This is a genomic window from Leucobacter weissii (genome assembly GCF_017565745.1).
GTDB classification, from domain to species: Bacteria; Actinomycetota; Actinomycetes; order Actinomycetales; family Microbacteriaceae; genus Leucobacter; species Leucobacter weissii.
On the sequence record NZ_JAGDYM010000016.1, the window covers coordinates 66,324 to 79,323 of the forward strand.

Annotated in this window: 13 protein-coding genes and 1 pseudogene; 2 read left to right on the forward strand and 12 right to left on the reverse strand. The window is 69.6% G+C overall.

The window, feature by feature from the left end:
• Window positions 1-12 precede the first annotated feature (12 nt).
• The 9 genes from J4H92_RS13740 to J4H92_RS13780 all read right to left on the reverse strand — a co-directional run bounded on the left by J4H92_RS13740 (window position 13) and on the right by J4H92_RS13780 (window position 7,674).
• Window positions 13-903 (reverse strand): F0F1 ATP synthase subunit gamma, encoded by an 891-nt coding sequence (locus J4H92_RS13740; RefSeq protein ID WP_208098760.1) that lies wholly within the window; start codon window positions 901-903, stop codon window positions 13-15.
• Window positions 904-981: 78 nt separating this feature from the next.
• Complete coding sequence (gene atpA / locus J4H92_RS13745; protein ID WP_208098761.1) at window positions 982-2,610, reverse strand: F0F1 ATP synthase subunit alpha; 1,629 nt, start codon at window positions 2,608-2,610, stop codon at window positions 982-984.
• Between the two features lie 53 nt (window positions 2,611-2,663).
• The gene (locus tag J4H92_RS13750) at window positions 2,664-3,440 is read right to left on the reverse strand and encodes a F0F1 ATP synthase subunit delta (protein ID WP_208098762.1); all 777 of its coding nucleotides are present in this window, start codon (window positions 3,438-3,440) and stop codon (window positions 2,664-2,666) included.
• Window positions 3,440-3,991 (reverse strand): F0F1 ATP synthase subunit B, encoded by a 552-nt coding sequence (locus J4H92_RS13755; RefSeq protein ID WP_208098763.1) that lies wholly within the window; start codon window positions 3,989-3,991, stop codon window positions 3,440-3,442. Before J4H92_RS13755 ends, J4H92_RS13750 begins: the two co-directional genes overlap by 1 nt.
• 36 nt (window positions 3,992-4,027) lie before the next feature.
• Window positions 4,028-4,252 (reverse strand): ATP synthase F0 subunit C, encoded by a 225-nt coding sequence (atpE, locus tag J4H92_RS13760; RefSeq protein WP_200132758.1) that lies wholly within the window; start codon window positions 4,250-4,252, stop codon window positions 4,028-4,030.
• Between the two features lie 51 nt (window positions 4,253-4,303).
• Window positions 4,304-5,131 (reverse strand): F0F1 ATP synthase subunit A, encoded by an 828-nt coding sequence (atpB, locus tag J4H92_RS13765; RefSeq protein ID WP_208098764.1) that lies wholly within the window; start codon window positions 5,129-5,131, stop codon window positions 4,304-4,306.
• 181 nt (window positions 5,132-5,312) lie between these two features.
• Window positions 5,313-5,798, reverse strand: coding sequence for a Cg1360 family ATP-synthase-associated protein (locus J4H92_RS13770; protein ID WP_341783110.1), 486 nt, complete (start codon window positions 5,796-5,798; stop codon window positions 5,313-5,315).
• 75 nt (window positions 5,799-5,873) lie between these two features.
• Window positions 5,874-6,539, reverse strand: coding sequence for an L-threonylcarbamoyladenylate synthase (locus tag J4H92_RS13775; RefSeq protein WP_208098765.1), 666 nt, complete (start codon window positions 6,537-6,539; stop codon window positions 5,874-5,876).
• 136 nt (window positions 6,540-6,675) lie between these two features.
• Window positions 6,676-7,674, reverse strand: a complete 999-nt coding sequence (locus J4H92_RS13780; RefSeq protein WP_341783111.1) for a N5-glutamine methyltransferase family protein — start codon at window positions 7,672-7,674, stop codon at window positions 6,676-6,678.
• Window positions 7,675-7,794: 120 nt separating this feature from the next.
• Between J4H92_RS13780 and cysK the strand changes: the two genes are divergently transcribed.
• On the forward strand, window positions 7,795-8,730 hold the full coding sequence (gene cysK, locus J4H92_RS13785) for a cysteine synthase A (RefSeq protein WP_208098766.1): 936 nt from the start codon (window positions 7,795-7,797) through the stop codon (window positions 8,728-8,730).
• Window positions 8,727-9,299, forward strand: a pseudogene (gene epsC, locus J4H92_RS13790) (serine O-acetyltransferase EpsC). Before cysK ends, epsC begins: the two are co-directional and overlap by 4 nt.
• Window positions 9,300-9,371: 72 nt before the next feature.
• Here the strand turns inward: epsC and J4H92_RS15820 are convergent.
• The 3 genes from J4H92_RS15820 to prfA form a co-directional block, all read right to left on the reverse strand.
• Entirely contained in the window at window positions 9,372-10,415 is a 1,044-nt protein-coding gene (locus J4H92_RS15820) for a D-alanyl-D-alanine carboxypeptidase family protein (RefSeq protein ID WP_208098767.1), read from the reverse strand.
• Between the two features lie 61 nt (window positions 10,416-10,476).
• Entirely contained in the window at window positions 10,477-11,880 is a 1,404-nt protein-coding gene (locus J4H92_RS13800) for an MFS transporter (RefSeq protein ID WP_208098768.1), read from the reverse strand.
• Window positions 11,881-11,926: 46 nt separating this feature from the next.
• Window positions 11,927-13,000, reverse strand: a complete 1,074-nt coding sequence (gene prfA, locus J4H92_RS13805; protein WP_208098769.1) for a peptide chain release factor 1 — start codon at window positions 12,998-13,000, stop codon at window positions 11,927-11,929.

Here is a 13,000-nt window from a genome sequence, read left to right on the forward strand (position 1 = left end):
TCGTAGGCGTGGCTAGTCGGCGAGGGCGTCGGCGCCGCCGACGATCTCGGAAATCTGCTGGGTGATCTCTGCCTGACGGGCGTTGTTCGCCAGGCGGGTGTAATCGCGGATCAGCGCATCCGCGTTGTCGCTCGCGCTCTTCATCGCCTTCTGCGTGGCCGCGTGCTTCGCCGCCGCCGATTCGAGCAGCGCGTTGAAGAGCCGGGACTCGATGTAGGCGGGCAGCACGCGGTCGAGCACGCTGTCGGCGTCGGGCTCGAATTCGTACAGCGCCTCCGGCCCGGTCTCCGCGTCGGCAACACCCTCCACGATCTCCAGCGGCAGCAGCCGATGCACCTGGGGAAGCTGGCTCACCATGCTGATGAGGCGGTTGTACACGAGGTGGATCTCATCGACGCCGCCCTCGCTGGTCTCCTTCGTGAAGGCCTCGAGCAGCGCGTCGGCGATCTCCTTGCCGTTCTCGAAACCCGGGCTCTCGGTGAAGCCGGTCCAGACCCGCTCGGCCGCGCGATGGCGGAAGGTGAAGTACCCCTGCGCCTTGCGTCCGATCAGATAGTAGGTGACCTCTTTGCCCTCCGAGCGGAGCAGCTCGGTGAGCTCTTCCGCCTCCCGCAGCACCTGCGAGTTGAAGGCGCCCGCGAGTCCGCGGTCCGAGGTGAAGATCACCACGGCGGCGCGGGTGATCGTCTCCGCCTCGGTGAGGAGCGGATGATCGATGTTCGAGTGCGTCGCGACGGCCGAGACGGCGCGGGTGATCGCTCGCGTGTAGGGCGTCGTCGCTTCGACGCGCGCCTTCGCCTTCTGGATGCGAGAGGCCGCGATCAGCTCCATCGCGCGAGTGATCTTCTTGGTCGTCTGGGCAGAACGGATCTTCTGCCGGTAGACCCGAAGTTGCGCTCCCATGTCTCTCCTGTGTCGTTGAAAACTGTGATGGTCGTTGCGTTGCGGGATCGGGTGGGCGCGGGGCGCCCACCCGACGCGCTACTTCTTGGCGACGACCAGCTGCTCCTGCTGGATCTCTTCCTCGGCCAGCTCTTCGAACTGCTCGTGCAGCGCCTGGCCCGACGAGGTCCGGAACTGGAGCTTGAACTCCGCGATCCTGGTCTCGAGCTCGGCGACCGTGTCGTCGTCGAGCACGTTCGTCTCGCGGAGCGTGCTCAGCGCGCTGCTGTTGTTCGCGACGTCGTCGAGGAACTCGCGCTCGAAGCGAAGGATGTCCTCCACCGGCACGTCGTCGAGGTAGCCCTTGGTACCGGCCCAGATCGAGACGGTCTGCTCCTCGACCGGGTAGGGCGAGTACTGGGGCTGCTTGAGCAGCTCCGTGAGCCGCGCTCCGCGCTCGAGCTGGCGGCGGCTGGCCGCGTCGAGATCGCTGGCGAACATCGCGAAGGCCTCCAGCGCGCGGTACTGGGCGAGCTCGAGCTTGAGCGTGCCCGACACCTTCTTGATGCTCTTGACCTGCGCGTCGCCGCCCACGCGGGACACCGAGATGCCCACGTCGACCGCGGGGCGCTGGTTGGCGTTGAACAGATCGGACTGGAGGAAGATCTGGCCGTCCGTGATCGAGATCACGTTGGTCGGGATGTAGGCGGAGACGTCGTTCGCCTTGGTCTCGATGATCGGGAGACCGGTCATCGAGCCCGCGCCGAGATCGTCGCTGAGCTTCGCGCAGCGCTCGAGCAGCCGGGAGTGCAGGTAGAACACGTCGCCCGGGTAGGCCTCGCGCCCCGGCGGACGGCGGAGCAGCAGCGACACCGCGCGGTAGGCCTCGGCCTGCTTCGACAGATCGTCGAAGATGATGAGCACGTGCTTGCCGCCGTACATCCAGTGCTGGCCGATGGCCGATCCGGTGTAGGGCGCCAGGTACTTGAAGCCGGCCGGATCACTGGCGGGCGAGGCGACGATCGTGGTGTACTCGAGCGCTCCGGCATCCTCCAGCGCGCCCTTCACGGAGGCGATGGTCGAGCCCTTCTGGCCGATGGCGACGTAGATGCAGCGCACCTGCTTGCTCGGATCGCCCGACTCCCAGTTCGACTTCTGGTTGATGATCGTGTCGATCGCGATGGCGGTCTTGCCGGTCTGGCGATCGCCGATGATCAGCTGGCGCTGGCCGCGGCCGACCGGGATCATCGCGTCGATGGCCTTGATGCCGGTCTGCAGCGGCTCGTGCACCGACTTGCGCTGCATCACGCCGGGGGCCTGCAGCTCGAGCGCGCGACGCCCCTCGGTGCCCGCGATCTCGCCGAGGCCGTCGATGGGATTGCCGAGCGGGTCCACCACACGGCCGAGGTAGCCCTCGCCGACGGGCACGGAGAGCACCTCGCCGGTGCGGGTGACCTGCTGGCCCTCCTCGATGCCGGTGAACTCGCCGAGCACGACGACGCCGATCTCGTCCTCGTCGAGGTTCTGGGCCAGGCCGAGCGTGCCGTCGGCGAAGCGCACCAGCTCGTTGGCCATGACGCCGGGAAGCCCGGCGACGTGGGCGATGCCGTCGGCCGCGTCGATGACGGTGCCGACTTCGGTCTTTCCGGCCTGCTTCGGATCGTACGACGCCGCGAACTCCTTCAGGGCATCGCGGATCTCATCGGGGCTGATGGTGAGTTCTGCCATTTCGTTCTCTCTATCTCTTCCGAAGGCTCGGCCCCCGGGCTGAAAAATCTGGTCTAGCCCGCCAACTGCAGGCGGAGGTCTTCGAGGCGCGAGCGCACGCTTCCGTCGATCACGTCGTCGCCGATCTGGATGCGCACGCCGCCGATCAGCCCCGGCTCGACCACGGTGGTGACGCGAACCGGTCGTCCTGCGCTCTGCTCCAGCAGTCCGGCCAGCCGGGTCTGCTGCTCGGGGGTCAGCGCGGAGGCAACGGTGACCGTGGCGAGCTCGCTGCCGCCCTGATCAGCCGCGATGCGCGCGCTCTGCCTGAGCGCCGCGCTGATCCGACGTCCGCGGGGATCGGCCACCAGGTGGGCGACCACGGCCAGGGCGCTGGATGAGATCTTGCCGGTGAAGAGCTTCTCGACGAGCGCGACCTTCGCGGCGGGATCCCCGAGTTTGCTGCCGAGGCCGAGTTCGAGCTCGTGGTTGGAGTCGATCACGCTCGCCGCGGCGAGGAGCTCGTCCGCCAGATCGGCGTGGGCCGCGGCTTGGGCGCGCAGTCCGAGTTCCTCGACCCCGGCGACGAGCTCGTCGGGACTCGACCAGGTCTGCTCCGCAGCCGCGGTGAGCACCGCACGCGTCTCGACCGAGGCGCCGGCGAAGAGGCGCCCGATGAGCTGGGTCTTGGCCGCGAGATCGGCGGAGCCGTCTGCCAGCGCGCTGAGCAGAGCCGGGGCCGCTGCGATCCGCGCCGATGCGTCCAGGAGCTCGCCCCCGACCGATGCCGCGGGCCGCTCGCCCAGTGAGGCCCTGGCGACGGCCAGGGCTCCGCGTGAGGCGCTCCCCATTACTGCTTCGCCTTCTCGGAGGCCTCGAGATCCGCGAGGAAGCGATCGACGATCGCGGAGGCCTTCGCATCGTCGGAGAGCTGCTCGCCCACGACGCCGGACGCGAGGTCGATCGCGAGGGTGCCGACCTCCTTGCGCAGCGAGACCACCGCGCTCTGACGCTCGGCCTCGATCTGGGACTGCGCGGACTGCGCGATGCGCGCGGCCTCGACCGAGGCGTCGTCCTTGGCCTTGGCCACGATCTTCGCGGCGTCGGCGCGCGCGGCATCCCGGATCTCTCCGGCCTCCTGGCGGGCTCCTGCGAGCTGCGCGGTGTACTCCTGCAGCGCGGCCTCGGCCTTCGCCTGCGCCTCGTCGGCCTTGGCGATGTTGCCCTCGATCGCCTCGGCGCGCTCGTCGAGGAGCTTCTGCAGCTTGGGCAGGAAGACCTTCCAGAACGCGACCAGGATGATGGCGAAGACGACCGCCGACCAGACGATGTCATAGGTCGCGGGCAACAGCGGATTCGGTGTTGCGCCCTCTTCGGCCGCAAGAATCACTGCGGTACTCATCGAGCCTCCCTTTCGAGACTGGGAAAGGTGGACGGCTTACTGGAAGATGAAGTGGGTCGCGATGCCGATGAGCGCGAGGGCCTCGGTGAACGCGATACCGATCCACATCAGCACCTGGAGGCGGCCGGCCAGCTCGGGCTGGCGTGCGACGCCCTCGATGGTCTTGCCGACGACGATGCCGAGGCCGATCGCGGGGCCGATCGCGGCGAGGCCGTAACCGACGGTCGAGATGCTGCCCGAAACTTCAGCGAGAACAGACACAGTGGGTGTTTCCTTCCGGTTGGTGAGTGCGGCGGCTGCCGAACCCGGTCGTTAGTGCTCTTCAGCCAGCGCGAGCTGGATGTAGACGCCAGTGAGAATGGTGAAGATGTAGGCCTGGAGGAACGCCACCAGGATCTCGAAGAGGGTGAAGGCGAAGCCGACCGCGAAGGTGCCGACGCCGAAGAGCTTGATCAGGCCCTCGCCCTGGAACAGGAAGAAGTCGGTCGCGCTGAAGAAGAGGACCAGCAGGAGGTGGCCGACCAGCAGGTTCATGAGGAGTCGGAGCGTCAGCGTGACCGGCCGCAGGACGAAGGTCGAGAAGAACTCGATCGGCGTCACGATCACGTAGAGCGGCCAGGGCACGCCTGCCGGGAAGAGCGAGTTCTTGAAGAAGTTCTTCGGGCTCTTCTTGACTCCCGCGTAGATGAAGGTCGCGTAGGAGACGATCGCGAGCGTGAGCGGCAGGCCGATGACCGCGGAGACGCCGATGTTGAAGCCGGGGATGATGCCCGTGATGTTGAAGGTGAGGATCGTGAAGAAGATCGCCGTCAGGATGGGCAGGAAGCGCCGCCCGTCGACCTTGCCGAGCAGATCCTCCGCGATGTTCACGCGCACGAAGTCGAGCGCCATCTCGGTGATCGACTGGCCGCGCGTGGGGATGACCCGCATCTTGCGCGTGCCGATCCAGAACAGGAGCAGCAGGAGGACCGTCATGATCACCCGGATGATCATGATCCTGTTCATCTCGAACGGGGTTCCGACGAACAGCACGCTCTCCGGGAAGAAGTCCGCGATCGAGGGCGGATGGAATCCGCCGTCTTCCGCGGTGAAGATGAGTGCGGGGGTCACGATGTGCACAGCGTTAGAAAACAGCGCCATTCTCCTGATTCGGGGTGCAGATCACCTCTGCACGGCGTCGAACGATAGTCGTGCCCCCAGTGCGCACAGTCCTGCGTGAAGCGCGGCCCTGCCGGGAACGTAACGATCCTATCAACAAGTTCGCCGTGAGAAAAACCCGTCCGTCCTGCGCCGCGCCCGCAAGAGGGCCGCAGGACGGTCGTCACGCCTCCGGTCGCGGGTCGGAGACGTAGGGGAGGCGGTTCTTCAGCATGACGTACGCATCGACGCCGAGCGAGACGAGCACCCCCGCGATGAGCGAGAAGAAGAGGATCTTCGGCTCGAGCCAGGGCTGATCGCGCAGGAGCACCGCGGCGACGATGAAGGCGATGAACTTCAGGAGCCACCCGCCGACGACGATGGCGAAGAACACCGGGACGTAGAGCTCGCTCTCGATGAAGCGGTTGGCGAAGGCGATGCTGCCCACGGTGAGCCCGAGGAAGAGCCCGGCGAACGCGGCGCCGAGCACGCCGCCCACCAGGCCCGGGGATCCGGCGATCCACCACCCGATCCCGCCGCAGACCACCAGCAGGACGGCGGTCGCTCCGGCTCCGAGGACGAGCGCCCGGATCAGCACCGGCTGGGACGAGGGCATGCGCGGGCCCTCCGGCTGCGGCGCGGCTGCGGTCTGGTCGCCGGCTTCGGTCACGGCTGGTCTCCTCTCGGCGTCCCGTCGGCGCGCTCCGGGATGGAGGCGCTCGACGGAATCTTCGGGTGCGGTGTCTCAGGCATCGATGGTCACCTGCGGCACCGCTGCGGCGATCTCGTCGCGCGCGAGGGCGCCCTCGCGGAGCACCCGCAGGCCGGCTCCCTCGGCGGCGAGACGGGTCGCATCGACGATCGTGGAGGCGGCGCCGGAGCCGGGGAGCTCGCCGGCGTCGAGGTAGACGGCGACGTCGCCGCCGAGCATCTCGCGCGCTCGCGCGACGCTCCGCGCCGCCGGCTCTCCCGTGCGGTTCGCGCTCGAGACCGCCAGCGGCCCGGTCTCCCGCAGGAGCTCGAGCGCCAGTTCATGATCCGGGATGCGCAGCGCGACCGTCCCGCCGGTCTCCCCCAGGTCCCAATCGAGCGACGGGCGCGCGGGGAGGACGATGGTCAGCGGACCCGGCCAGAAGGCCTCCGCGAGCTCGCGCACCGCCTCGGGGATCTCGGCGGCGAGCGCCGCCGCGGTCTCGATGCCGGGGATGAGCACGGGCGGCGGCGAGGTGCGTCCGCGGCCCTTCGCGTCGAGGAGCCGCTGCACGGCGTCCGGCGAGAAGGCGTCGGCCGCGACGCCGTAGACGGTGTCGGTCGGCAGCACGACGAGCTCGCCCCGGCCGATCGCCTGGCGGGCGGCCCGCGCGGCGGAGATCAGCTGATTCCCGTCGCTGCAATCGAAAACCTCGGACATAGGTTCCGATTCTACCGCCCGCGCGCGGTGCACGACTCACGAGGACACCGCTCCCCCGCGAGAAGGGTGCTCCCGGCCGGGAGGACGGGAGCATTCTCGTGGTGGAGCATGCCTTTCGCGAAAGCGGCGACCGCGCTCAGCGCACGGCCGTGGTCGCGCGATCCCTGCCGGTCTGGTCGGGGAACGTGGCGGGCGCGCGCCAGCCGTCCGCAGAGAGCAGCGCTCGGATCGCGGCGCCCTGCTGCTCGGCGTGCTCCAGCACCAGCGTTCCGCCCGGGGCCACGAGCACCCGCCCCGCTCGGCTGATCCGACGGATCAGATCCAGACCGTCGGCGCCCGCGTAGAGCGCCGACTCGGGGTCGTGGTCGCGCACCTCGGGGTCTCTCGGAACCATCGACTCGGGAACATACGGAGGATTGGAGACCAGAACGCGCACCCGGCCGGCCAGGGCTCGGATCTCCTCGATGTCACCGCCCGTCCCGCCCGAGCCACGGGCATCACGATCATCCCGGGCCTCCCGAGCGGACAGCATCCGGCGCGGATCAGCCGGTTCCCCGGACGAGGCCGAGGAGTCGGCGAAGGAGGGGTCGAGCGCGCGGACGTCGCCCCGGATCAGCCTGACCCGTCCCCGCCCGAGCGCCGACACGTTGCGCTCGGCCCAGGCCAACGCCTCCGGACTCCGCTCCACCGCCCAGACCCGAACGGTGGACAGCTCACTCGCGAGCGCCAGGGCGATGGCGCCGCTGCCGGTGCACAGGTCGAGGGCGACGGGCTCGGCCTCCGGCGCCGCGAGGAGCGCGTCGAGCGCGAACTGCACGACCGTCTCGGTCTCGGGTCTCGGGACGAAGACCCCCGGCCCCACCTCCAGCTCGATGGTGCGGAAGGGCGCCCGGCCCGTGAGGTGCTGCAGGGGGATCCTGCGGGCGCGCTCCTCCGCCAGGCCGAGCGCGGCGGCGCGATCCCCGTCCCGGATCGCGGCACCGGTGATGGCGAGCGCCTGCACGCCGCCGCGCGAGGCGCCGAGCACGTGCCCCAGGATCAGCTCGGCGTCGACGGCGGCGCTCTCGATCCCGGCGGCGTCGAGCCGATCTCGGATCTCGCTCAACGTCTCGTCGATGGTGCTGCCTCCGGCCACCCCCCAACTCTGCCACAGCCAGGGTCGTAACAACCGATAAGAGAGGATGAAACGTGGAATAAGTTGTCGATATAGTTTTGAGTGGCCGAAGCTCGCAATCGAGAAGAAGGACTCCTCACCATGGCACGCACCTACGCAAACATCACCGAAGCCGTCGGCAACACCCCGCTGGTGCGCTTGAACCGAGTCACCGACGGCGCGGAGGCCGAGGTGTACGCGAAGCTCGAGTTCTACAGCCCCGCCAGCAGCGTGAAGGATCGGATCGGCGTGGCGATCATCGACGCCGCCGAGAAGTCGGGCGAGCTGAAGCCCGGCGGCACCATCGTCGAGGGGACGAGCGGCAACACCGGCATCGCGCTCGCCTTCGTCGGCGCGGCGCGCGGCTACCGGGTGATCCTCACCCTGCCCGAGACCATGAGCATCGAGCGGCGCAAGCTGCTCCGCGCCTACGGCGCCGAGCTCGTGCTGACCGAGGGCCCGCTCGGCATGAAGGGCGCCGTGGCGAAGGCGGAGGAGATCGTGGCGAACACCCCGGGCGCCATCCTCGCCAAGCAGTTCGCGAACCCCGCCAACCCCGCGATCCACCGCGCCACCACGGGCCCCGAGATCTGGAACGACACCGACGGCGAGGTCGACATCCTGATCTCCGGCATCGGCACCGGCGGCACCATCACGGGCGCCGGCGGCTACCTGAAGGAGCAGAACCCCGACATCCGGATCGTCGCCGTCGAGCCGGCCGATTCGCCGCTCCTCAGCGAGGGCACCCCCGGGCCGCACAAGATCCAGGGCCTCGGCCCGAACTTCGTGCCCGAGATCCTCGATCGCGAGATCTACGACGAGGTGATCGACGTGCCGCTCGCCGACGCCATCGCCAAGGCTCGCTCGCTCGGCACCGACGAGGGCATCCTCGCCGGCATCTCCGGCGGAGCGGCGGTCTGGGCCGCGGTCGAGGTGGCGAAGCGCCCCGAGAACGCCGGGAAGAAGATCGTCGTGGTCGTGCCCGACTTCGGCGAGCGCTACTTCTCGACGGTGCTGTTCGACGACCTCGACGTGTGAGTATTCTCCGACGCGTCCGGGAGGACCTCCGCGCCGCGCGCCGCCACGACCCGGCGGCGCGCGGCGCGCTCGCGGTGTTCTTCGTCTAAACCCGCCGGCACGCCGGCAGGTGGCACCCCTGCTCGCACGCGCTCTGGCGGCGCGGTCTGCGGTTCCTCCCCCGGGCCCTGTCGCAGCTGACCCGCTTCTTCACCGGCGTCGAGATCCACCCCGGCGCGCGCATCGGGCGGCGCCTGTTCATCGATCACGGCATGGGCGTGGTGATCGGCGAGACCGCGGTGATCGGCGACGACGTGCTGCTCTACCACCAGGTCACGCTCGGCGGGACCGGCCATGAGCGGGGCAGGAAGCGGCATCCCACGATCGGCGACCGCGTCGTGATCGGCGCGGGCGCGAAGGTGCTCGGAGACATCGAGCTCGGGCACGACAGCGCGGTCGGGTCGAACGCGGTCGTCGTGAACTCCGCGCCGCCGCACTCGACGCTCATCGGGATCCCCGCGACGGCGCGGCCGCGGCGCGGCGCTCCTCAGCCCGAGCTGCCGGACGAGGCCGACTTCTACATGATCTGACGGATACCGGTTTCGACGGAGCCTCTGCGCCGCCCCGGGCCGGAGCGCCGGCGGTTGCCGGGACGCGGGCCGTCAGCGGTAGTCGGGCGCGGCTTTCAGCCCTCGGTACTGCTCCAGGGTGCGGATCTTCTTCCGCTTCATCTCCTTCGCCGCCTTCTCGCCGACGTAGCGGAAATGCCAGGGCTCGTAGGTGTACCCGGTGATGTGCGTGTATCCGCGCGGGTAGCGCAGGATGAAGCCGTACCTGTGGGAGTTCTTGGCGAGCCAGCGCCCGGCGCTGGTGTCGGCGAAGCACGTGCCGATGCCGCAGCCGCTCCAGTCCCCCAGGTCGACGGCGAACCCGGTCTGATGCTCGGAGTGGCCGGGACGCGCCGAATAGGTGTCGGCCCTGGCCCGCCCGTCGCGCGCGACATACGAGTCGTAGAGGCTGCGCTGGTAGTCGTAGCTGCGGAAGGCGCTGAAGATGCGGAAGTCGACGCCGTCCTTCCGGGCCGCCACGGCCATCCGCTCGAGCGCCCGCGCCGTCGCCCACCGCATCGGCTGCCCGTTGGTGTTCTCGATGCCCCTGGCGTGCACGAGCCCGGACGGCTGGTAGCGCTTCGGCTGCAGCGGCCGCAGCTTGTTCACCACCACCTGCGCGGACCTGGGGTCGTTGATCGCCTTCGCGCGGACGCGCTTCGTGGGGGACGACCGCTTGGTGACGGTGCGGTATCCGGTGGCCTTCGCGGTGACCCGCACCGAGATCCGGTGCTTGCGGTCCTTGGACCCCAGCCGGTACCAGCTCTTGTGCGCGCCGCGGATCCGCACGCCGTCGCGCAACCAGGTGTAGGTCAGCGCCGGCCGCACCGTTCCGGTGCTCTTCACCCGGGCGCGCAGCGTCTGCCCGATGCGCGCGGTGCCCTTCACCCTGGGCTTCGCGATCGCGAGCTTCTGCCCGGCGCGCTTCTCCGCAGGGACCCGGGCGGAGGCGTGGGACATCGCCTCGGCGGCGGGCGGGCCGGCGGCATCGCCGGAGACGTCCGGGATGTCGGCGACGACGAGCGTCGCGGCGAGCAGCACGGCGAGTCCGCCGCTCAGCAGCGGACGGGGGGTGCGACGGGAATCCTGGGAGATCACACCGTCACGGTATCATCTTCCGCGCCGGGGGTCACCGTCCCCTTGCGGCTCGGGCCGCAATTCAGCGCAGGCTGCGGCCGTGCCGGTTCATCCAGCGGCCGGTGCGGCGCATCTCGAGCAGGATCATCGCCAGGCCCAGCAGCCAGATCGGGATCTGCGTGGCGAAGGCCCAGCGGAACGCGGGGAGCGAGTAGTTCTCGGGCTCCCCGGCCCCTTGCAGGTCGAGTGTGAGGCCGATCAGGAAGACCGCGATCAGCGTGGCGATGAATCCGCCCATGTTCACGAAGCCGGTCGCCAGCCCGAGATAGCTGCGCGGAGTGTGCGAGCGAGCGACCTCGAAGGCGATCATGGAGGTCGGACCGCCGACCGGCACGACGAGCACGAGCACGACGAGCACCGCGAACGGGGGCGAACCCGGCCACAGCAGGGTGACCACCCAGACGAGCATCACCGCGCAGCTGCCGACCAGCACGACCCAGACGCGTCGCTCCATGAACCGCGAGGTGAGCGGGCCGAGGGTCGCTCCGGCCACCATGCTGGCCACCACGGCCAGACTCAGCAGTCCCGCGGAGGCGGTCGGGCTGAGGCCGACCCCTCCGGTGAAGAACGGCGTGCCCCAGAGCAGCAGGAGGACGTTCGCCGCGAACGGCGGAGTGAAATGGATCCAGAACGCGAGGCGGACCCCGGGGATTCGCAGCAGGATGCGCAAGCGCCGCCAGAAGCCGGCCGGGGGCGCAGCCGCGCCCCGGACCCCCACGATGCTCACGAGCTCCGTCGGCGGCGGTGCGACCGCCCCGAGCTCCGCCGTGCTCTCGTGCCCGGCGAAGGAGCGCGCGCCCCGGCTCATCCGGCCGATCCGGCCGAGCATCCGCTCCACGGCGGTGCCGCGGCCGGGCGCATCCCGCAGGACGACCGCTCCGATGAGGGCGATGAGCAGTCCGACCGCGGCGACGCCCGCGAACCCGACGGTCCAGCCGAATACGCTCACCGCGAGCGCCAGCGGCATCACCGAGATCAGCTGGCCGACCTGTCCGAGCAGCGCGGTGATCTGGTTGACGACCGGCAGCTGGCGCAGCGCGAACCACTCCGGGAGCAGGCGGATCACGCTGATGAAGGTGCAGGCGTCGCCTGCTCCGACGAGCACGCGGGCGAGGATCGCGAGGCGCACGTCGTGCACGGTCGCCATGACCAGCTGGCCCGTCAGCATCAGGATCCCGCCGGAGAGGATCATCGCCGTCGGCCCGAAGCGGTCGAGCAGGGTTCCCACGGGGATCTGCAGTCCCGCGTAGACGACGAGCTGGATCACGGCGAACATCGACAGGGCGGTCGCGTCGATGCCGAAGTGCTCCTGCGTCGCGGGGCCGAGCGCCGCCAGGGAGGATCGGTTGACGACGGCGATCACGTAGGCGACCACCGCGACGCCCCAGACCAGCCAGGGAAGAAGCGGTCGGCGAGCTGCGGTCACAGTGCCATGGTACTCCCGCCGCGATACCGCGGAGACCGCGTCCGCGTCACTGCCCGAGCTCGGCGAGCCGGCTTTCCTCGTCGGCGCGGATGCACGACTCGATCACCTGATCGAGCGCCCCGTTCATGACCTGATCCAGGTTGTAGGCCTTGTAGCCGGTGCGGTGGTCGGCGATGCGGTTCTCCGGGAAGTTGTAGGTGCGGATCCGCTCGGAACGATCCATCGTGCGGATCTGGCTCGAGCGGTGGACGCTGGCCTCCGCCGCGGCCTCCTCCTGCTGCTTGGCCAGCAGACGGGCCCGCAGCACGCGCATCGCCGCCTCGCGGTTCTGCAGCTGCGACTTCTCGTTCTGCATCGCCACCACGATCCCGCTCGGCACGTGCGTGATCCGCACCGCGGAGTCGGTGGTGTTGACCGACTGCCCGCCCGGTCCGCTGGACCGGTAGACGTCGATCTTGAGATCGTTCTGGTTGATCTCGATCTCCTCGGGCTCGTCCACCTCGGGGTAGACGAGCACGCCCGTGGTCGAGGTGTGGATCCGCCCCTGCGATTCGGTCACCGGCACGCGCTGCACACGGTGCACCCCGCCCTCGTACTTGAGGTGCGCCCAGGCGCCCTGGGCCGGGTCGCTCGCGTTGGCCTTGATGGCCACCTGGACGTTCTTGAAGCCGCCCAGGTCGCTCTCGTCCCGCTCGAGGATCTCGGTCTTCCACCCCTTGCTCTCGGCGTAGTGCAGGTACATGCGCAGCAGGTCGGCGCCGAAGAGCGCCGACTCCGCGCCGCCCTCGCCCCCCTTGATCTCGAGGATCACATCGCGCGCATCGTCCGGGTCGCGCGGGATGAGGAGGCGCCGCACCTTCTCCTGCGCGTCGGCCAGCTGCGCCTCGATCTCGGGCACCTCCTCGGCGAAGACCTCGTCCTCCCTCGCCAACTCGCGCGCGGCCTCGAGATCGTCCCCAAGCTGCTGCCACTGCTCGTGGGCGGCCTTGATCTTGCTCAGCTCGGCGTATCGCCGGTTGACCCGCTTGGCCCGCGCCGCATCGGCGTGGAGGGCGGGATCCGCCAGCTCGTCCTGCAGCCGCTCGTGCTCGGCGATCAGGGCTGCGACCTGTTCGAACAT